Source organism: Streptomyces sp. NPDC037271 (assembly GCF_055603605.1).
The window spans coordinates 5,257-25,029 of record NZ_JBVJVN010000022.1 but is presented as its reverse complement, the minus strand read 5'-3'; the positions used below and the strand labels follow the sequence as shown (position 1 = coordinate 25,029).

Here is a 19,773-nt window from a genome sequence, read left to right as displayed (position 1 = left end):
GACACGACGGTGCCCCCGCCCGGAGAAGTCCGGGCGGGGGCACCGTACAGGCCCACTGGCAGGGGGATCAGAGGCCGAGCTCGACCTCGAACTCGCCCGCCTCCAGGATCGCCTTGACCGCCGTCAGGTAGCGGGCGGCGTCGGCGCCGTCCACCAGGCGGTGGTCGTAGGACAGGGTCAGGTACGTCATGTCGCGGACGCCGATGACCGTGCCCTCCTCCGTCTCGATGACGGCCGGACGCTTGACCGTGGCACCGATGCCGAGGATGGCGACCTGGCCCGGCGGCACGATGATCGTGTCGAACAGCGCGCCGCGCGAACCGGTGTTGCTGATGGTGAAGGTCGCGCCGGCCAGCTCGTCCGGGCTGATCTTGCTGGCCCGGACCTTGCCCGCCAGGTCGGCGGTCGCCTTGGCGATGCCGGCCAGGTTGAGGTCACCGGCGTTCTTGATGACCGGGGTCATCAAGCCCTTCTCGGAGTCCACCGCGATACCGATGTTCTCGGTGTCGAAGTAGGTGATGGTCCCCTCGGCCTCGTTGATCTTGGCGTTGATCGGCGCGTGCGCCTTCAGCGCCTGGGCCGCGGCCTTGACGAAGAACGGCATCGGCGAGAGCTTGACGCCCTCACGCGCCGCGAACGCGTCCTTGGCGCGGGCACGCAGCTTCATCAGACGCGTGACGTCGACCTCGACGACCGACGACAGCTGCGCCTGCTCGTGCAGCGCCTTGACCATGTTGTCGCCGATGACCTTGCGGATGCGCGGCATCTTGACGGTCTGGCCGCGCAGCGGGGAGGCCTCCAGGACGGGGGCCTTCTTCGCGGCGGTGGCAGGGCCTCCGGCAGCAGCGGCGGCCGGAGCCGGCGCGGCGGCCTTGGCGGCCTCGGCGGCGGCGGTGACGTCCTGCTTGCGGATACGGCCGCCGACGCCGGTGCCCTTGACGGTGGACAGGTCGACGCCGTTCTCGGCGGCGAGCTTGCGCACCAGCGGGGTGACGTAGGCGCCGTCGTCCACCGGCTGGGCGGCGGCCGGAGCGGCCGGAGCGGGCGCCGGGGCGGCCTGCTGCGGGGCCGGAGCGGCGGGGGCGGCCGGAGCGGCCGGAGCCGGAGCGGCGGGGGCGGCCGGGGCGGCCGGAGCCGGAGCGGCGGGGGCGGCCGGGGCGGCCGGGGCCGGAGCCGGAGCGGCCTGCGCCGGAGCCGGGGTGGGCTCGGGCTGCGCCGGAGCCGCGGGGGCGGCCGGAGCGGCGGCGGGCGCGGCACCGGCGGCACCGATGACAGCCAGCTTGGCGCCGACCTCCGCGGTCTCGTCCTCGCCGACCACGATCTCCAGCAGGGTGCCGGAGGCGGGGGCGGGGATCTCGGTGTCGACCTTGTCGGTGGACACCTCGAGCAGCGGCTCGTCGGCCTCGACGCTGTCACCGACCGACTTCAGCCAGCGGGTGACGGTGCCCTCGGTGACGGACTCGCCGAGCGCGGGCAGGACCACGTCCGTGCCCTCGGCGGAGCCGCCGGCAGCGGCCTCGGCGGTGGGAGCGGGCGCCGGGGCGGCCTGCTCGGTGGAGGGGGCGGCCGGCGCCGGCTCGGGGGCCGGCTCGGCGACCTGCTCGGCCTGCGGGGCCTGCTCGGCCGCCGGGGCGCCGGTGCCGTCGTCGATCAGCGCCAGCTCGGCGCCGACCTCGACGGTCTCGTCCTCGGCCACCTTGATGGAGGACAGCACGCCCGAGGCGGGGGCCGGGATCTCGGTGTCGACCTTGTCGGTCGAGACCTCGAGCAACGGCTCGTCGGCCTCGACGCGCTCACCCTCGGCCTTCAGCCAACGGGTGACGGTGCCCTCGGTGACGCTCTCGCCGAGCGCCGGAAGGGTTACGGAAACCGCCATGGTTTCGGTTGCTCCTTACGAAATTGCGGAAGTCTGTGTCGTCGCGCCCAGTGACCGAGGGAGGTCAGTCGTGGGAGTGCAGGGGCTTGCCGGCCAGCGCCAGGTGGGCCTCACCCATCGCCTCGTTCTGCGTCGGGTGGGCGTGGACGAGCTGGGCCACCTCGGCCGGCAGCGCCTCCCAGTTGTAGATCAGCTGGGCTTCGCCGACCTGCTCGCCCATGCGGTCGCCGACCATGTGGACGCCGACCACGGCACCGTCCTTGACCTGGACGAGCTTGATCTCGCCCGCGGTCTTCAGGATCTTGCTCTTGCCGTTGCCCGCCAGGTTGTACTTCAGGGCGACGACCTTGTCCGCACCGTAGATCTCCTTGGCCTTGGCCTCGGTGATACCGACGGAGGCGACCTCCGGGTGGCAGTACGTCACCCGCGGCACGCCGTCGTAGTCGACCGGGACGGTCTTCAGGCCGGCGAGCCGCTCCGCCACCAGCATGCCCTCGGCGAAGCCGACGTGCGCGAGCTGGAGGGTCGGGACGAGGTCACCGACGGCCGAGACGGTCGGGACGTTGGTCCGCATGTACTCGTCGACGAGGACGTAGCCGCGGTCCATGGCGACCCCGGCCTCCTCGTAGCCCAGGCCCTGGGAGACCGGGCCGCGGCCGATGGCGACGAGCAGGACCTCGGCCTCGAACTCCTTGCCGTCGGCGAGGGTGACCTTGACGCCGTCCTGGGTGTACTCGGCCTTCTCGAAGAAGGTGCCCAGGTTGAACTTGATGCCCCGCTTGCGGAAGGCGCGCTCCAGCAGCTTGGAGCTGTTCTCGTCCTCGACCGGCACGAGGTGCTTGAGGCCCTCGATGATCGTGACGTCGGTGCCGAAGGACTTCCACGCGGAGGCGAACTCGACGCCGATGACGCCGCCGCCCAGCACGATCGCGGACTTCGGCACGCGGTCGAGCTTGAGGGCGTGGTCGGAGGAGATGATCCGGTCGCCGTCGATCTCCAGGCCCGGCAGCGACTTCGGCACGGAGCCGGTCGCCAGCAGGACGTGGCGGCCCTGGACGCGCTGACCGTTCACATCCACGGAGGTCGGGGAGGACAGGCGGCCCTCACCCTCGATGTAGGTCACCTTGCGCGAGGCGATCAGACCCTGCAGGCCCTTGTACAGGCCCGCGATCACGTCGTCCTTGTACTTGTGGACGGCCGCCATGTCGATGCCCTCGAAGGTGGCCTTCACGCCGAACTGCTCGCTCTCGCGGGCCTGGTCGGCGATCTCGCCCGCGTGCAGCAGGGCCTTGGTGGGGATGCAGCCGTTGTGCAGGCAGGTACCGCCGACCTTGCCCTTCTCGATCAGGGCGACGTCCAGGCCCAGCTGAGCCCCGCGCAGCGCCGCGGCGTAACCACCGCTGCCACCGCCGAGGATCACTAGGTCGAAAACGGTGCTGGCGTCGTTCGCCACGTCACGTCCTCCATGCATGTGCGCCACGCCGGTCTCCAGTGACCGGTCGGCGGCTGGTGTCCGGCCGCTCATTGTTCTCGGCCCTTGGGTGGGCCCTGTCCTGCCGAGCCCCATCTTCGCACTTGTCGGGCCCGTACGAGACGCCGGGCCGGGGTGTGAGACACCCCACGTTCCCTGGCGAGGAAGGGAAGGATCATGCCGTAAGGGGCGCGGGCTGTATCTGATCTGCGGCTCCGCCGCGTGGACGCGACAAGCCACAACGGACCCGCAGACGCCGAATCACCCGCACCCCGACACATCGGGTGCCCCTAGCCCAGGTCACCCGCAGCCGTCAGCTCGGCGACCCGCACCAGCGTCCGCACAGCGGTCCCGGTGCCGCCCTTCGGCGTGTAACCGAACGGCCCGCCCTCGTTGAAGGCCGGGCCCGCGATGTCCAGGTGGGCCCAGGTGATGCCCTCACCGACGAACTCGCGCAGGAACAGGCCGGCCACCAGCCCGCCGCCCATCCGCTCACCCATGTTGGCGATGTCGGCGGTCGCCGAGTCCATCCCCTTGCGCAGGTGCTCCGGCAGCGGCATCGGCCACGCCGGCTCGCCGACCTCCTCCGCCGCCTCGTGCACCGCGGCACGGAACGCGTCGTCGTTCGCCATGACCCCGTACGTCCGGTTGCCCAGCGCCAGCATCATCGCGCCGGTCAGGGTCGCCACGTCGATGATCGCGTCCGGCTTCTCCTGCGAGGCCGCCCACAGCGCGTCGGCGAGCACGAGCCGGCCCTCGGCGTCGGTGTTGAGCACCTCCACCGTCTTGCCGCTGTACATGCGCAGCACGTCGCCCGGGCGGGTGGCGGAGCCCGACGGCATGTTCTCGGCCAGCGCCAGCCAGCCGGTCACGTTGACCTCCAGGCCGAGGCGCGCGGCGGCGACGACCGCGGCGAACACGGCGGCGGCACCGGCCATGTCGCACTTCATCGTCTCGTTGTGCCCGGCCGGCTTCAGCGAGATGCCGCCCGAGTCGTAGGTGATGCCCTTGCCGACGAAGGCGAGGGACTTCGTCGCCTTCGACGAGGTGTACGACAGCTTCACCAGGCGCGGGCCCGACGCCGACCCGGCGCCGACGCCGAGGATGCCGCCGTAGCCGCCCTTGGTGAGCGCCTTCTCGTCGAGCACCTGCACCTTGATGCCGTGCTCCTTGGCGGCGGCCTGCGCGACGGCCGCGAACGCCTCGGGGTCGAGGTCGTTCGGCGGGGTGTTGACCAGGTCGCGGGCGCGGTTCAGCTCCTCACAGACGGCCGCGGCACGCTCGAGCGCCGCCTTGTACGCCTTGTCGCGGGGCTTGCCGCCGAGCAGCGCGGCCTCGGCCAGCGGGGCCTTGCCGTTCTTCGCGTTGCCGTTCTTCGCCTTGGCGTCCTTGGCGTCCTTGGCGTTGTCCTTGTAGGCGTCGAAGGAGTACGCGCCCAGCAGCACGCCCTCACCGACGGCGCCGGCGTCGGCGGCCTCGGTGAGCGGGAGGGCGAAGGCGGCCTTCTTGACGCCGGCCAGGGCACGGGCGGCCACGCCGGCGGCCCTGCGCAGCGCCTCGGCGTCGAACCCGGCGTCCTTCTCGGGCTGGGAGCCGAGGCCCACCGCCACCACGAGGGGCGCCTTGAAGCCGGACGGCGCGGGCAGCTTCGTCACCTCGCCCTCGGCGCCGGTGGCACCGAGGGTCTCCAGGACGCCGGCGAGCCGGCCGTCGTACGCCTCGTCCACGGCCTCGGCACCCGGTGCGACGACCAGGCCCTGGGACTTGGCCGCCGCGGTCTTGGCGACACCGATCACGATCGCGTCGGCCCGCAGGCCGGGCGCCGCTGCGGTGGAGAGAGTGAGAGCAGTCACGGTGGTGAATTCTCGCTTCCGTATGAAGTCTTGGATGGCCGAATGCGGGTGGGTCGACCGGGCCCGACAACCGACCCTAGATCCCTCCTGCGATGCGGTCCTCGCCCGGGCGGGCGAACACCCGGCACGAGCCTACGCTCGCGCCCGCGTCCGCTCCCTCCCGCGGGGCCGCGGTTTCCCGCGCGGCACCCGCGATGGGAGATCATTCCTGGGGTATGCCACCGCGCCCCGCACACCCTGGAGCACGCCCCGTGAGACGCCCGGTCCTGTCGATATCCCTTCTCCTGCTGCTCACGGGCTGCACCTCGTCCCCCGGCGACAGTCCGCAAGCCGGCGGCCACTGGCAGCCCCGGCCCGGCACCGCCTGGCAGTGGCAGCTCAGCGGAAAGCTCGACACCTCCGTGGACGTGCCGGTCTACGACATCGACGGCTTCGACCACACCGCGTCCACGGTGGCCGCCCTGCACGACGACGGCCGCAAGGTCATCTGCTACCTGTCCACCGGAGCCTGGGAGGACTTCCGCCCCGACGCCGGGAAGTTCCCGAAGTCGGTGCTGGGCAAGGGCAACGGCTGGGAGGGCGAGCGCTGGCTGGACATCCGGGAGACGGACGTCCTGGAGCCGCTGATGGCCGAGCGCATCGACATGTGCCGCGAGAAGGGCTTCGACGCCGTCGAGCCGGACAACATGGACGGCTACAAGAACGAGACGGGCTTCCCGCTCACCGCCGACGACCAGCTCCGCTACAACCGGCTGATCGCGGACCTCGCCCACGACCGGGGCATGGCCGTCGGCCTGAAGAACGATCTGGACCAGATCCCCGAGCTGGTGGACGACTTCGACTTCGCGGTCAACGAGCAGTGCGCCCAGTACGGCGAGTGCGCCGACAACAAGCCGTTCATCGACGCGGACAAGGCGGTCTTCCACGTCGAGTACGAGCTGCCGACCGACCGTTTCTGCGCCGGTTCCCGTGAGCTGCGACTGAGTTCGATGCTGAAGAAGTACGAACTGGGAGCGTGGCGCGAGGCCTGCTGATCCCGGGAATCAGCCGAGCACCAGAACCACGAGGGCGGTGGTGGCCGCCGTCTCCGCGACCCCGCCGAAGACGTCACCGGTGACCCCGCCGAAGCGGCGGACGCAGTGCCGCAGCAGCAGTTCGGCGACGGCGACGGCGCACAGCACGGCGAGCGCCGCACGGACCGCGTCGTACGGCCCGGAGCCCGCCGCCGCTCCGGCCGCGGCGGCGGTGACGGCGGCGGTGACGGCCAGTGCGCCCCCCGCCGGCACCACCCCGGCGACCGCCGCGCCCAGTCCCTCCGGGCGGGCCGCGGGCACCCCGGCCCGGGCGGCGAGCGTGAGTGCCAGCCGGGCGGCGGTCGCCGAGACCACGGCGGCGAGCGCGCCCCGCGCCCAGGAGCCGTCGTAGGCCTGGGCCAGCGCGGCCACCTGGGCGAGCAGCACGAACACGAGGGCGAGCACGCCGAACGGGCCGATGTCCGACTGCTTCATGATGCGCAGCGCGTCCTCGGCGGGCCTGCCGCTGCCGAGTCCGTCCGCCGTGTCGGCCAGCCCGTCCAGATGCAGCCCGCGGGTGAGGACGGCGGGTACGGCGGCCGTGGCGACCGCGGCGAGCAGGCTCCCCGCGCCCAGGGACAGCAGCAGGAGTCCGGCGGCCGCGGCGGCGGCGCCGACGGCCAGCCCGGCCAGCGGCGCGCACAGCATGCCGCCGCGCGCGGCATCACGGTCCCAGCGGGTCACCTCGACCGGGAACACGGTGAGGGTGCCGAACGCGAAACGGAGGCCGTCGGGGAAGGGGGTCCTGAGCACCGGCGCAGACTACCCGGCGGTCACCGGGGCACCCACGGGCGGCTGGGACGACGTGCGCACGGGGACGTCGGTGGCAGCGTGCCGCCGGATGCCGGATGCCGGATGCCGGATGCCGGATGCCGGATGCCGGATGCCGGATGCGGGACGCCGGGCGCGGGACCCCAGGCGCGGGACGCCGGACCGCGGATGCGGGGCGCCGGACCCGGGTGCGGGACCTCGGGCCCTGGGCGCCGGGTGCGGGACGCCGGGCCCTGGGCCCTGGGCGCCGGGTGCGGGACGCCGGGCTCTGGGCGCTGGGTGCGGGACCTCGGGCTCTGGGCGCTGGGTGCGGGACGCCGGGCTCTGGGCGCTGGGTGCGGGACGCCGGGCTCTGGGCGCTGGGTGCGGGACGCCGGGCTCTGGGCGCTGGGTGCGGGACCTCGGGCTCTGGGCGCTGGGTGCGGGACCTCGGGCTCTGGGCGCTGGGTGCGGGACCTCGGGCTCTGGGCGCTGGGTGCGGGACGCCGGGCTCTGGGCGCTGGGTGCGGGACCTCGGGCTCTGGGCGCTGGGTGCGGGACGCCGGGCCCTGGGCGCCGGGTGCGGGACCTCGGGCCCTGGGTGCGGGACGCCGGACTCCGGGCGCGGGACCCCGGATGCGGGATCCCGGACCTCGGACGCGGGATCCCGGACCTCGGACGCGGGACCTCGAGCCCCGGATCCCGGACCCCGGGTGCGGGATCCCGGGCCCCGGGCGCCGGACACGGGGGCCTCGAGCCCCGGACTCCGGGCACGGCGCCGTGTCACCCCACCGCCCCGCACCTCCGCCGGGTGAGCGGACGACGCCGGTTCACCGGGCGTCGGCCGGGGCCTCGTCGGCGGCCTCATCGACGGTCCCCTCGGCGGACTCGTCGGCGGTCTCATCGGCGGAGACCTCCGGCAACTCCGCCGCCAGCGCCGCCGCGGCCTGCACCAGGGGCAGCGCCAGCAGGCCCCCCGCGCCCTCGCCCACCGTCACGCCCTGGGACAGCAGCGGCTCCAGCGCCATCCGGTCCAGCGCCTTCGCCTGGCCCGGCTCCCCGCTGTCGTGGGCGGCCAGCCACCAGTCCGGCGCCCGGAAGGCGACCCGCTGCCCGACCAGCGCGCACGCGGCCGTCACGACGCCGTCCAGGATCACCGGCACCTTCCGCACCGCGCTCTGCAGCAGGAAGCCCGTCATCGCGGCGAGGTCGGCGCCGCCCACCGTCGCGAGCAGCTGCAACTGGTCGCCGAGCACCGGCCGGGCCCGGCGCAGCGCGTCGCGGATCGCCGCGCACTTGCGCATCCAGGCCAGGTCGTCGATGGCCAGCCCGCCCCGCCCGGTGACGACCGAGGCGTCCGTCCCGCACAGCGCGGCGACCAGCACGCCCGCCGCCGTGGTGCCGCCCACGCTCACGTCGCCGAGCACCACGAGATCCGTACCGGAGTCGGCCTCCTCGTCGGCCACCGCCATCCCGGCCCGGAAGGCGGCCTCCGCCTCCTCAAGGGTCAGCGCGTCCTCGACGTCGATGCGCCCGCCGCCGCGCCGTACCCGGTGCCCCGCGACCTCGGCCGGCAGCGTCTCGGGGTCGCAGTCCAGGGCCATGTCGACGACCCGCACCGGCACGCCGAGGCGCCGGGCGAGCACGGACACCGGCCGGCCGCCCTCCAGCACCTCGCGCACCAGCTCACCGGCGCCGCCCGCGGGCCGCGCCGAGACGCCCAGCTCGGCGACCTTGTGGTCACCCGCGAAGAGCACCACCCGGGGCCGTTCGACCGGCCGCACCGGTACCGCGGACTGCGCCGCGGCCAGCCATTCGCCCAGGTCGTCCAGGCGGCCCAGCGATCCGGGCGGGACGACCTGACGTTCCCGGCGCGCCTCGGCGTCGCGGCGCACTCCGCCGTCGGGGCGCTCGATCAGATCGGTGAAGTCGTCGAGATTCAGCGAGCTCATTCGCCGAACAGTACCGGCCCCGGCCGGACACGACGGAGGACCGGTGCGCACCGCGCCCACGCTGCGTCGTTGCACCCCGGATCGCGATCACCTACGTAACGTTTTGCGTGGATTGTCGTACGCCGCCCTCCTGCCCCGCCCTCCTGTCCTGCTCTCCTCCTCTCGTGCCGGGAGCCGCCCATGTCCGTACCCCCCGCACCCTCCGCCGCATCGGCGCGGCCTCCCGTCCCCCCGGTGCCTCCCGTGCCCCGGTACCGGCCGTACCGCGACGACTGCCCCTGGTGCGGCTCGCGGCGGCTGCGCACCCGCCCGCGCCGCGAGGACCGGCGCGGCGAGGACTGGCGCCAATCCGTCCCCGGCCGTTCCGTCCTCGAACGCTGCCTGGACTGCCGGCACGCCTTCCGCAACCCCCCGCGCACCCCCGGCCCGCAGCACCCGCTGGTCCGGGCCGGAGTTCGCCTGAGACACGGCCTGGCCGCCCGCGCGATGCTCCGCCGCTGCCCCGAACCCGAGAGCTGGCTGGACGTCGGCACCGGCGACGCCGACTTCCCCCGTACCGCGCGCGCCCTCTTCCCGTACACCTCCTTCGACGGCCTGGACCCCCACCACCGCGTCCTTCGCGCCCGTGCGGTCGAGCGCGTCGAGGAGGCGTTCGTCGGCCGGCTGACGGACCCGCACATCGCGGCCCGCCTGCGCGCCCGGTACGACGTCGTCAGCCTCTTCCACCACCTGGAACGCGTCCCGGACCCGCGCGCCGAACTGCGCGCCGCCCTCCACGTGCTCCGCCCCGGCGGCCATCTGCTCGTGGACGTGGCGGACCCGCGCCGCCTGCTCGCCCTCCCGCCCGGCGCCTCGCACCCGGCGGACCTGCGCGCCGAACTGGGGGCGCAGGGCTGCACGGTGCTCACCGGCGCGCGGAGCCACCGCGTCATCGCCCGCAAGGACGCGTCGGCCCCGTGGTACCCGTCAGCCCCGTAGCACCAGCGCCTGCCCCGCCACCACCAGCAGGACCTGCTCGCACTCGGCCGCGAACGCCGCGTTCAGCCGCCCGAGTTCGTCGCGGTAGCGGCGGCCCGACGCCGTGGCCGGCACGATCCCCGACCCCACCTCGTTCGACACCGCGACGACGGTGCGCCGGGTGGCGCGCACCGCCTCCGTCAGCTCCCGCACCCGGTCCCGCAGGGCCCGTTCACCGCCGTCGGCCCACTCCGCGTCGTCCCACGCCCCGACGGCGTCCATCGCGTCCGTCAGCCACAGCGACAGGCAGTCGACGAGCAGGGCCGGCCCGTCGTCCTTCAGCAACGGCACCAGATCGCACGTCTCCGCGGTGCGCCACGACCCCGGCCGCCGCTCCCGGTGCGCGCAGACCCGCGCCGCCCACTCGGTGTCCCCGTTGCGGGAGCCGCCCGTCGCGACGTACAGCACCTCGGGAAAGGCCTCCAGACGCCGCTCGGCCTCCACCGACTTGCCCGACCGGGCGCCGCCCAGGACCAGCGTGCGCCGCGGTACGTCGGGCACGTCCTCGTAGGAGCCCACCACCAGCGTCGTCCCGTCCGGCACCGCCCGCGCCCCCGCCGACGCGAGCCGCCGCGCCAGTTCCCGCCCCGGCGGCACGTCGTGGCCGAGGTGGACGGCGACGACGTCCGTCGTCGGGCCCGCCGCGCGCACCGCCCGCAGCCTCGCCAGCGCGTCCGGCCGCCCCACGACGTCCGCGAGGACCAGGTCGTACGACTCGGCGGGCTCCTCCAGACCGGCCGGCGCGCCGCCCGGCGGCAGGTACAGCAGCCGCTGCCCGTCCGGGCCGGTCACGGCGTATCCGGTGCCCGGGGCGTCCATCGCCACCGCCCGCACCCGGTGCCCGGTCAGCAGCGCCAGCTCCCGCCCGTCCGGCACCCGCCCCGGCTGCGGCAGCCCGGCCGGCACCTCCACGGCGGGACCGTCGTGCGGGTGGGACAGCAGCACCTGCCGTACGCCGGTCAGGGAGCGCCCGGCCCGGGCGGCGGCGAACGCGGCGCCGGGCGTCAGGTCGAGCAGCAGCGCCCCGTCCACCAGCAGCGCGGTCGCCGCGCGCGCGTTCTCGCCCTGGGCCGCGGCACAGGCCGCGCAGGGACAGTCGGGGCGGGGGAGTCCCGCGGGGGCACCGGTGCCGAGCAGAGTCACGTCCACGCCCCGATTTTCCCCGGTCGCCCGGCGTCGTGCGCGCCCGAGGCCTTTTCGAGGGGGCCGTGGGTGGCTCCCCTGTTGCCCCGGCCTTCCACGGCGCACCCGGCTCAGCGCATAGGCTGCGGTCGGAGGCCGGACCAAGATCCGGCTTCCGCTCTGCATGTGCTGACATCTTGGAGGCGTACATGGCGGCATGGACGTGGCGGTTCGAGACGGCCGGCGGGACGGAGGTCCAGCCCGCGGTGGAGCCCGAGGAGTTCACCACGCAAGGGGACGCCGAGTCCTGGATCGGTGAGTACTGGAAGGACCTCAAGGAGGGCGGCACCGACCAGGTGCGGCTGTTCGAGGACGCCACCGAGATCTACGGCCCGATGAGCCTGCACGCCGAGGAGGCCGAGGCGGCCCCGGAGCCGGAGGCCTGACCGGCGGCCGGGGGCGGGCCCCACCGGGCCGCCCCCGGCCCCTCACTGTTCGCCGAGCGTCACCTCGGCGGTGCGCTCGTCGCCGTTGCGGGTGTACGTCACCTTCGTCCGGTCGCCCGGCTCCATCGACGCCAGCGCCTCGGCCAGTGCGGTGATCGTGGTGGTGTCGGTGTCGCCCAGCCGGACGATGACGTCCCCGGGCCGCAGCCCCGCCCGGTCGGCGGCCCCGCCGTCACGGGCCTCGACGACGGCGACGCCCGCGGGCCGGTAGCCGTGGTCGACGACCGTGCGGGCGGTGATGTCGAGCGCCGCCCGCCCCGAGTCGGTGACCCGGCCGTCCTCGACGATCTGACCGGCGACCGTCCTCACCATCGACGCCGGGATCGCGAACCCGATGCCGGGCGCCGCGCTGTCGCTCATGCCCGGGTCGGTCGCCGCCAGCGTCGGAATGCCGATCACCTCGCCGTCGAGGTTCACGAGGGCGCCACCGCTGTTGCCGGGATTGATGGCCGCCGACGTCTGCACCATGTTGCCGATGGTCGCGCCCGTACCGCCCCCGCTGCTGCCCTCGGTGACGGTCCGTCCGGTCGCCGACACGATGCCCTGCGTCACGCTGGAGGACAGCCCGAGCGGCGAGCCCATCGCCAGCACGATCTGCCCGACCGCGACCTTCGAGGAGTCCCCGAACCGGGCCGCCCTCATGCCGTCGGGCACCTTCTCCAGCCTGATGACGGCGAGGTCCTGCTCGGGGTAGGAGGAGACGAGTACGGCGGCGAGGGCGTCCTCGTTCCGGGCGGTCGTGACCCGGAACGACTCGCTGTCCCCGACGACGTGCGCGTTGGTGACGACGTGCCCCTTGTCGTCGAACACGACCCCCGAGCCCAGGGAGTCGCCCGCCTGGATCTGCACGACCGACGGGAGTACGTCCTTGATCACCCGCTCGTAGTCGGCCTGCAGGTCGTTGGCCGCGAGAGGCGCCGCGGCCCGTGCCGTGCCGGCCTCCGGCTCGCCCCGGGACCCCGTGCCGGACCCGGCGCCGGCGTCGGAGCAGCCGGCGACGAGCAGCAGGGAGCAGGCCAGCGCGGCGACCGGGCCGAGCAGCCGGGGCACACGGCTACGGCGGGCAGGGGAAGCATCCATGCCCCGAGTCTCACCGCGCACCGGAACCCCGGCCCCCGGTGAGCACCCGAACGGGCGCCGCGGTCCTACCCGCGCACCCCGCACAGATGCAGCAGCGCCGCGACCCCGCGGTACGGGTCGGTCCGGCCGGCCCGTACCTCGGCGGCCAGCAGGGTTTCGAGGTCGTCCGGGACCGGGGCGCCGTCGGGCGCCGCGTCCGTGAAGACCCGGACGCCGTACCAGGCGTTCAGCGGGGCGCCGATGCCCGCGAGCTTCGCCGTCAGCGTCGCCAGCCGGTCCGCGCGGACGTCGAGGCCGAGGTGATCGCGGCAGGCGGTGGTGTCGAAGGCCGCCAGCGCGCCGGCCCACTCGCCGCACAGGGCCGGGCGCATGGCGAGCGCGTCGCCGTTGCGCACCAGGAGCGACAGCAGCCCGCCCGGCGCGAGCATCCGGGCCAGCCCCGCGAGCAGCGGGTCGGGCTCCTCGACGTACATGAGCACGCCGTGGCACAGCACCACGTCGAAGCTGCCCGGCAGGAAGTGCACGCCGGTGTCCCGGCCGTCGCCCTCGATGATCCGCATCCGTTCCCGGATGCCCTCCGGCTGGCCGGCCAGGGCGTCGCGCGCGGCGGCGATCATGGCGACGTCCCGCTCCACGCCGGTCACCTGGTGCCCGGCCCGTGCCAGCCGCAGCGCCTGGGTGCCCCGGCCCATGCCGACGTCCAGCACCCGCAGCCGCTTGCCGACCGGGAAGCGCCCGGCTATCTGCTCGTCCAGTTGCCGGGCCACCAGCTCCTGCCGGACGACGTCCCGCAGGTCGCCCGGCCCGGCCGGCCGGGCCTCGGCCGCGCCCTGGAACGGCGTGGTGCTCAGGGCCGCTCCCCGCGCTTGACCTGGGGCTTGGGCAGCCGGAGCCGACGCATCTGGAGGGAGCGCATCAGCGCGTAGGCGACCGCGCCGCGCCTGCGCTCGTCCGGGAAGCGCTCGGCGAGGCGCTTCTTCAGCCGGAAGCCGCTGACGAGCGAGTCCAGCACGATCAGCACGATCACGAACAGCCACAGCAGCAGCGCGACGTTCTGCAGCACGGGCACCTGGATCATGCTCAGCACGAGAATGACCACGGCCATCGGCAGGAAGTACTCCGCGATGTTGAACCGGGAGTCGACGAAGTCGCGCGCGAACTTGCGGACCGGACCCTTGTCACGGGCCGGCAGGTACCGCTCGTCGCCCTTCGCCAGCGCCTCGCGCTGCCGCGCCAGTGCGGTCCGGCGCTCCTCGCGCTGGCGCTTGGCGGCGTCCTTGCGCGTCAACGGCGTGTTGGCGACGCTGCGGCGCTGGGACTGGGCCGCACTGCGCTTGGGCGTCGGCCTTCCCTTCGGGGCCTGCGGATCACGGGGCTGCTTGGAGTCGGTCACCGGCGTCTTGACGAGGCTCGGTGCCTTCTCTTCCTTGGCACGGCTACGGAACACAAAACCCAAGGGTACGGGGTATCGGGGTGTGGGCCCCAGTCCGGTGGGGAACGATCCGGCAACGCCGGTCGTCTGTAAGTGGACAGAGCGGACGTTGCGTACACCGCCGGGCGCCGGGCCATTACCGGACAACCCGGGAAGCACCTACTCCCTACGCCGGACCGGGAGCGTACGCAGTCGTCCTTGGGGATGAGCGCATCCGTCCCCGAACAGTGCGGTAATGGATGCAGGGCCCGTACTGTGGGTTCTGTCGCAGGTGCTGGAGCCGGAGTCGGTCAGAAGGGGGCGCGCGAAGCCCATGAGCGGTGTCATGAAGCGTATGGGGATGATCTTCCGCGCGAAGGCCAACAAGGCCCTTGACCGGGCCGAGGACCCGCGCGAGACCCTCGATTACTCGTACCAGAAACAGCTGGAACTGCTGCAGAAGGTGCGCCGCGGCGTCGCCGACGTGGCGACCAGCCGCAAGCGGCTGGAGCTCCAGCTCAACCAGCTCCAGTCCCAGTCGTCCAAGCTGGAGGACCAGGGCCGCAAGGCGCTGGCGCTGGGCCGCGAGGACCTGGCCCGCGAGGCGCTCTCCCGGCGCGCCGCGCTCCAGCAGCAGGTCACCGACCTGGAGACGCAGCACGCCACGCTCCAGGGCGAGGAGGAGAAGCTCACCCTGGCGGCCCAGCGCCTCCAGGCCAAGGTGGACGCCTTCCGTACGAAGAAGGAGACCATCAAGGCCACCTACACGGCCGCCCAGGCGCAGACCCGCATCGGCGAGGCGTTCTCCGGCATCTCCGAGGAGATGGGCGACGTCGGCATGGCCATCCAGCGGGCCGAGGACAAGACCGCCCAGCTCCAGGCCCGGGCCGGCGCCATCGACGAACTGCTCGCCTCCGGCGCCCTGGACGACCAGTCCGGCATGCACAAGGACGACATCCAGGCCGAGCTGGACCGGCTCTCCGGTGGTACGGATGTAGAGCTGGAACTGCAGCGCATGAAGGCCGAGCTGGCCGGGGGCAGCACCTCCGACCGGCAGGCCATCGAGGGCGGCCAGGACCAGGGCCAGGCGCAGTCCCAGCAGCAGCCGCAGGACACCCCGCGCTTCGACAAGCAGTAAGCCCACGCCTAGGAGGGCGACATGATCGTACGGATCATGGGGGAGGGCCAGCTGACGCTGGCCGACGGCCGTCTGGCCGAGCTGAACAAGCTGGACGACGAGCTCCAGGCCGAAGTGGAGAACGGCGACGGCCCCGGTTTCCGTGCGACCCTCCAGGCCCTCCTGGCCAAGGTCCGCGAACTGGGCGAGCCGCTGCCCGACGACGCTCTGGAGCCGTCCGACCTCATCCTCCCGTCCCCGGACGCCACCTTGGAAGAGGTCCAGGAGCTGCTGAGCGACGACGGCCTGATCCCGGGCAGTGCGTGAATCGCTCGGCCCGTCGTGGGGGTCCCCCACCCGAGCGGAGCCGGGACCGGGGGAGTGCGAGGACGAGGCCGTCGGGCCGGAGCGGATGCCGGGAGGCGCAGCCCCCGGGCCGGCGGCCGCAGAGCGCGGGCCCGGCGAGAGGACGCGTCCACCGCGGCTACGGTGAACCGACGTGAACACCCTCGCCCGCGCCCGCTGCACCATCGGCGCCCACCCACTGGCCCTGGACGCGGCCATCGCGGCAACCGTCCTGATCGGCATGGTCGCCGGCTCCTTCGTGGACCCGCACGGCCCCGAGGGCGTCAGCTGGGCCCTGCGCACCCCCGATGCGCTCAGCCTGGTCCTCATGGTGGCCGGCGCCGCGGCGCTCGTCTTCCGCCGCCGCGCCCCACTGGTCGTCCTCGCGGTCACCGGCGGCGTCTCCGTCGTCGAGGGCGTCACCGGCGACCCCCGCGCGCCCGTCGTCATGTCCGCCGTCGTCGCCCTCTACACCGTCGCCGCCTCCACCGACCGCCCCACCACCTGGCGGGTCGGCCTGCTCACCATGACGGTGCTCACCGGCGCCGCCATGCTCGCCGGACCCCTGCCCTGGTACGCGCAGGAAAACCTCGCCGTCTTCGCCTGGACCGGCATAGGCGCCAGCGCCGGGGACGCCGTCCGCAGCCGGCGCGCCTTCGTCCAGGCCATCCGCGACCGGGCCGAGAAGGCCGAGCGCACCCGCGAGGAGGAGGCCCGCCGCCGCGTCGCCGAGGAGCGGCTGCGCATCGCCCGCGACCTGCACGACGTGGTCGCCCACCACATCGCCCTGGTCAACGTCCAGGCCGGGGTCGCCGCCCACGTCATGGACAAGCGGCCCGACCAGGCCAAGGAGGCCCTCGCCCACGTACGGGAGGCCAGCCGTTCCGCGCTGGGCGAGCTGCGCGCCACCGTCGGTCTGCTCCGCCAGTCCGACGACCCGGAGGCCCCGACCGAACCCGCCCCCGGCCTGGACCGCCTCGATGAACTCGTCGCCACCTTCCACCACGCGGGAATGCACGTCGAGGTGGCGCGGGCCTACCAGGACACGGCCCTGCCCACCGCCGTCGACCTGGCCGCCTACCGCATCATCCAGGAGGCGTTGACCAATGTGCACAAGCACGCGGGGACCCGGGCGAAGGTCGAGGTCAGCGTCGTGAGGGTGGGCCCGGACATCGAGGTCACCGTGCTCGACGACGGCGCCGGCGAGGGCGACGCCGCCGGAGCCGGCAGTGGCGGCGGCGGTCACGGTCTGCTCGGCATGCGTGAGCGCGTCACCGCCGTGCGCGGCACCCTCACCACCGGTCCCCGCTACGGAGGCGGGTTCCGGGTCCATGCGATCCTTCCGGTCAGGAACCGCACCAAAGCCGTGGAGGGCTCCGTATGACGATCCGTGTCCTGCTCGCCGACGACCAGGCGTTGCTGCGCAGTGCCTTCCGGGTGCTGGTCGACTCCGAGCCCGACATGGAGGTGGTGGGGGAGGCGTCCGACGGCGCGGAGGCGGTCCGGCTCGCCGCCGAACAGCGCGCCGACGTGGTGCTGATGGACATCCGGATGCCCGGCACCGACGGCCTCGCCGCCACCCGCCTGATCAGCGCGGACCCTGCCCTCGCCCATGTCCGCGTGGTCATCCTGACCACCTTCGAGGTCGACGACTACGTGGTGCAGTCGCTGCGCGCGGGCGCCTCCGGCTTCCTCGGCAAGGGCTCCGAACCCGAGGAACTGCTCAGCGCGATCCGGGTCGCGGCCGGCGGCGAGGCACTGCTGTCCCCGACCGCCACCAAGGGGCTGATCGCCCGCTTCCTCGCCCAGGAGGGCACGGCCGGCGAGGACCGGGACCCGGCCCGCGCCGAGCGGCTGGAGACGCTCACGGTGCGCGAGCGCGAGGTGCTGGGCCAGGTCGCCGGCGGGTACTCCAACGACGAGATCGCCGAGCGGCTGGAGGTCAGCCCGCTCACCGTGAAGACGCATGTCAACCGGGCCATGGCCAAGCTGGGCGCCCGCGACCGGGCCCAGCTGGTCGTCATCGCGTACGAATCCGGACTGGTACGTCCAAGGGTGGAGTGACCTCACCTTCCGGTCGCTGGCCCAGCCGCTGATCCTGCTGGTCCCGATCCCGTTCGCGGCGACCGGCGCGATCGGCATGCTGGTGCTGACCGGCATCGTGGTCACCAACGCGATCGTGCTGATCGACCTGCTCCCGATGGCGCTGGGCGTCACCGGCGAGGGCGGCTTCATCGCCCAGCCGCCGGCGGTGGTGGTGATCGGCGGTCTGATCTCGTCCACCCTGCTGACCCTGCTGCTGGTCCCGACGCTCTACGCGATGCTGGAGCTGCGCAAGGAGCGGCGCGCGAAGAAGAAGGCGGCGAAGAAGGGCCTGCCCGAGCCGCACTCCTCGGCGGAACCGGAGCCGGAGCCGGCCCAAATCTGACATCCGTCGGTACGACGAAGGGGCGCCCCGGTGGGGCGCCCCTTCCCGCGTGCGGGCCCGGACCGGAGAGCGCGGCCGGCCGCGTCTCACACGTCCTCAGCGCTCACACGTCCTCAGTGCTCACACAGGGAGAACTCCCGTTCGTAGAGCTGCTCGTTGTGTTCGTCGACGAAGAACTTGCGTTCCCGCATGAGTTCCTCGCGGTAGGTCCTGGCCTGTTCGAGCGTCATGGTCGAGGTGTCGGACCAGGGCTGCTGCGGTGGCACGTCGGACGTCGAGACGATCCTCTCCGACGGGTCGACCAGGAAGAACGCGAGGATCTTGCGGTGCCCCGGGCGGGTGGGGTCCGCGAGGCGGAACGAGCCGACGCGGTGCTGCAGGACGTTCGGGAACGCCAGGCAGCGGCCCGCCGGGGTCGACGCGGACCCCAGCACCTGGTTCAGCGCGTCCTCGTTCTCCAGGCCGTAGACCTCGCGCAGGCCGTTGTGGTCGTTCTGCTCGTAGCGCGGGTCGTCGAGCGCCGTGCGGAAACCCAGCCGGCTCTCGGTGATGTTCTCGCTGTCCCAGTAGTAGATGCCGGTCGAGACGATCCGCTCGTTCAGCATCCCCTCGACATGCCAGGAACCGCCGGCGTACTCGGGCTTGTCCGGGGTGAGGTGGATGGTGGCGAGCTTGACGATGACCTGGAGACGGCGGCCGCGCAGGTCGACCCGGGCGGAGGCGTCCGGCAGCTCGGGCGGGGTGAAGACCGGGGCGTCCGGGACGGCCGGGCGGCGGTTCTCCCACCAGTCGTCGCTGGCCTCTTCCCAGGCCTGCATGGCCTCTTCGTAGGCCTCTTCGTCGCTGAAGGAGGACTCGTCCGGTTCGTCCGGCTCCTGCGACTCGTCGTACCACCCGAAGGGGTCGGCCTCGATCCGCGGGGGACGCGGATGACGCAGGTCGGTGAGCACGTTCTCCAGCAGCGGGCGCATGCGCGCGAACAGGTCCGGCAGGACGGAGGCCAGTTCGCGATGGGCCTCGGGGTGCACGTTGTTGACGTACGAACGGAAGGCGACGTCGCCGTCGTCACTGACGTCGACGTCCGTGGGGAGCCACTGGAACCTCTCCGAGAACTCGTACCGCGAGTAGCGGTCCGTCGGGTTGTGCCAGGCCCGCTCGGGTGCGCCGCTCACCTCCCGCACCAGGCAGAAGAGGGAGGGGTGGACCAGGTCCAGTACCTGGCCGTCGGAGCCGGGATGCCAGTCCCGTTCCGCTTCGGGGACCTCTTCCAGGACCCGGACCGCCTCGCGCAGCCGGGAGCGGAGCCCGTCGTCGACCAGCGTGTCCGACTGCCACACCCCGTCGACGGCGGACACCTCGACGCCGCTGTGCGCGTCGCGCAGCGCGGCGTAGTGCGCGAGTTCGGCGAGCACGTGGTGAACCTGCGCCTCGGTGAGCCCCTGGGCGACCGCTTCCCGCGTCCACCTGGCGAGGATGCCGGGGTCGTGCATCTTGTCGGACCACCCCGGTTTCGACCGGATGTGGGCGCTGCACCGCATCATCTCGAGTTCCCGCAGCGTTCGGGGTTTCGCGGACCATATGGAGCGAGACGCGTTGAAGGGCAGCGGGAAAGCGGACAGGCCGGTCAATGCTCTGGATCCTCCCAGTCGGAGTGGCGGGGGGGGGGGGGGGGGGGGGGGGGGGGGGAGGGGGAGGGGGGGGGGGGGCGGGGGGGGGGGGGGGGGGGGGGGGGTGGGGGGGGGGGGGTGGGGGTAGGGGGGACTTTCACAACG

The 19,773-nt window shown here is 73.5% G+C and carries 17 protein-coding genes and 1 pseudogene; 8 read left to right on the top strand and 10 right to left on the bottom strand.

Going from position 1 to position 19,773, the window contains the following annotated elements; all coding sequences use genetic code 11:
• Positions 1-67: 67 nt before the first annotated feature.
• The 3 genes from sucB to ACZ7G3_RS28115 all read right to left on the bottom strand — a co-directional run bounded on the left by sucB (position 68) and on the right by ACZ7G3_RS28115 (position 5,200).
• Positions 68-1,876, bottom strand: a complete 1,809-nt coding sequence (gene sucB, locus ACZ7G3_RS28125; RefSeq protein WP_470928742.1) for a 2-oxoglutarate dehydrogenase, E2 component, dihydrolipoamide succinyltransferase — start codon at positions 1,874-1,876, stop codon at positions 68-70.
• Positions 1,877-1,940: 64 nt separating this feature from the next.
• A complete protein-coding gene (lpdA, locus tag ACZ7G3_RS28120; protein ID WP_470928740.1) occupies positions 1,941-3,329 on the bottom strand; it encodes a dihydrolipoyl dehydrogenase in 1,389 nt (462 codons plus the stop codon).
• Between the two features lie 308 nt (positions 3,330-3,637).
• Complete coding sequence (locus ACZ7G3_RS28115; protein WP_470928738.1) at positions 3,638-5,200, bottom strand: leucyl aminopeptidase; 1,563 nt, start codon at positions 5,198-5,200, stop codon at positions 3,638-3,640.
• 251 nt (positions 5,201-5,451) lie between these two features.
• Here ACZ7G3_RS28115 and ACZ7G3_RS28110 point away from each other — a divergent pair, with 251 nt between their 5' ends.
• A complete protein-coding gene (locus tag ACZ7G3_RS28110; protein ID WP_470928736.1) occupies positions 5,452-6,234 on the top strand; it encodes an endo alpha-1,4 polygalactosaminidase in 783 nt (260 codons plus the stop codon).
• Between the two features lie 9 nt (positions 6,235-6,243).
• Here ACZ7G3_RS28110 and ACZ7G3_RS28105 read toward each other — a convergent pair whose 3' ends face one another.
• Positions 6,244-7,026 carry an adenosylcobinamide-GDP ribazoletransferase gene (locus ACZ7G3_RS28105; protein ID WP_470928734.1) on the bottom strand — a complete coding sequence of 261 codons (783 nt, stop codon included), beginning with the start codon at positions 7,024-7,026 and terminating at the stop codon, positions 6,244-6,246.
• 827 nt (positions 7,027-7,853) lie between these two features.
• Complete coding sequence (gene cobT, locus ACZ7G3_RS28100) at positions 7,854-8,975, bottom strand: nicotinate-nucleotide--dimethylbenzimidazole phosphoribosyltransferase (RefSeq protein WP_470928732.1); 1,122 nt, start codon at positions 8,973-8,975, stop codon at positions 7,854-7,856.
• A 234-nt stretch (positions 8,976-9,209) separates the two neighbouring features.
• Between cobT and ACZ7G3_RS28095 the strand changes: the two genes are divergently transcribed.
• On the top strand, positions 9,210-9,953 hold the full coding sequence (locus ACZ7G3_RS28095; protein WP_426598450.1) for a class I SAM-dependent methyltransferase: 744 nt from the start codon (positions 9,210-9,212) through the stop codon (positions 9,951-9,953).
• Here the strand turns inward: ACZ7G3_RS28095 and ACZ7G3_RS28090 are convergent.
• Complete coding sequence (locus ACZ7G3_RS28090) at positions 9,942-11,141, bottom strand: bifunctional adenosylcobinamide kinase/adenosylcobinamide-phosphate guanylyltransferase (RefSeq protein ID WP_470928730.1); 1,200 nt, start codon at positions 11,139-11,141, stop codon at positions 9,942-9,944. The genes ACZ7G3_RS28095 and ACZ7G3_RS28090 overlap by 12 nt on opposite strands.
• Before the next feature lie 182 nt (positions 11,142-11,323).
• Between ACZ7G3_RS28090 and ACZ7G3_RS28085 the strand changes: the two genes are divergently transcribed.
• The gene (locus tag ACZ7G3_RS28085) at positions 11,324-11,560 is read left to right on the top strand and encodes a hypothetical protein (RefSeq protein WP_426598448.1); all 237 of its coding nucleotides are present in this window, start codon (positions 11,324-11,326) and stop codon (positions 11,558-11,560) included.
• 42 nt (positions 11,561-11,602) lie between these two features.
• Here ACZ7G3_RS28085 and ACZ7G3_RS28080 read toward each other — a convergent pair whose 3' ends face one another.
• The 3 genes from ACZ7G3_RS28080 to ACZ7G3_RS28070 form a co-directional block, all read right to left on the bottom strand.
• Positions 11,603-12,700, bottom strand: coding sequence for a S1C family serine protease (locus tag ACZ7G3_RS28080; RefSeq protein ID WP_470928729.1), 1,098 nt, complete (start codon positions 12,698-12,700; stop codon positions 11,603-11,605).
• Positions 12,701-12,765: 65 nt separating this feature from the next.
• Positions 12,766-13,467, bottom strand: coding sequence for a class I SAM-dependent methyltransferase (locus ACZ7G3_RS28075; RefSeq protein WP_470928728.1), 702 nt, complete (start codon positions 13,465-13,467; stop codon positions 12,766-12,768).
• A gap of 80 nt (positions 13,468-13,547) precedes the next feature.
• Positions 13,548-14,186 (bottom strand): DUF3043 domain-containing protein, encoded by a 639-nt coding sequence (locus tag ACZ7G3_RS28070; RefSeq protein WP_470928870.1) that lies wholly within the window; start codon positions 14,184-14,186, stop codon positions 13,548-13,550.
• A 271-nt stretch (positions 14,187-14,457) separates the two neighbouring features.
• On the opposite strand from ACZ7G3_RS28070, the gene ACZ7G3_RS28065 reads away from it, so the two are divergent.
• The 5 genes and pseudogenes from ACZ7G3_RS28065 to ACZ7G3_RS28045 form a co-directional block, all read left to right on the top strand.
• On the top strand, positions 14,458-15,249 hold the full coding sequence (locus ACZ7G3_RS28065) for a PspA/IM30 family protein (RefSeq protein WP_426598445.1): 792 nt from the start codon (positions 14,458-14,460) through the stop codon (positions 15,247-15,249).
• 21 nt (positions 15,250-15,270) lie between these two features.
• Positions 15,271-15,555 (top strand): PspA-associated protein PspAA, encoded by a 285-nt coding sequence (gene pspAA, locus ACZ7G3_RS28060; RefSeq protein ID WP_426598444.1) that lies wholly within the window; start codon positions 15,271-15,273, stop codon positions 15,553-15,555.
• A gap of 172 nt (positions 15,556-15,727) precedes the next feature.
• Complete coding sequence (locus ACZ7G3_RS28055) at positions 15,728-16,957, top strand: sensor histidine kinase (protein ID WP_470928727.1); 1,230 nt, start codon at positions 15,728-15,730, stop codon at positions 16,955-16,957.
• Positions 16,954-17,637 carry a response regulator gene (locus tag ACZ7G3_RS28050; RefSeq protein WP_426598442.1) on the top strand — a complete coding sequence of 228 codons (684 nt, stop codon included), beginning with the start codon at positions 16,954-16,956 and terminating at the stop codon, positions 17,635-17,637. Before ACZ7G3_RS28055 ends, ACZ7G3_RS28050 begins: the two co-directional genes overlap by 4 nt.
• 4 nt (positions 17,638-17,641) lie before the next feature.
• Positions 17,642-18,001 (top strand): annotated as a pseudogene (locus ACZ7G3_RS28045) (efflux RND transporter permease subunit); the annotation flags it as partial.
• 113 nt (positions 18,002-18,114) lie between these two features.
• Here the strand turns inward: ACZ7G3_RS28045 and ACZ7G3_RS28040 are convergent.
• Entirely contained in the window at positions 18,115-19,629 is a 1,515-nt protein-coding gene (locus ACZ7G3_RS28040; RefSeq protein ID WP_470928726.1) for a DUF4246 domain-containing protein, read from the bottom strand.
• Positions 19,630-19,773 lie beyond the last annotated feature (144 nt).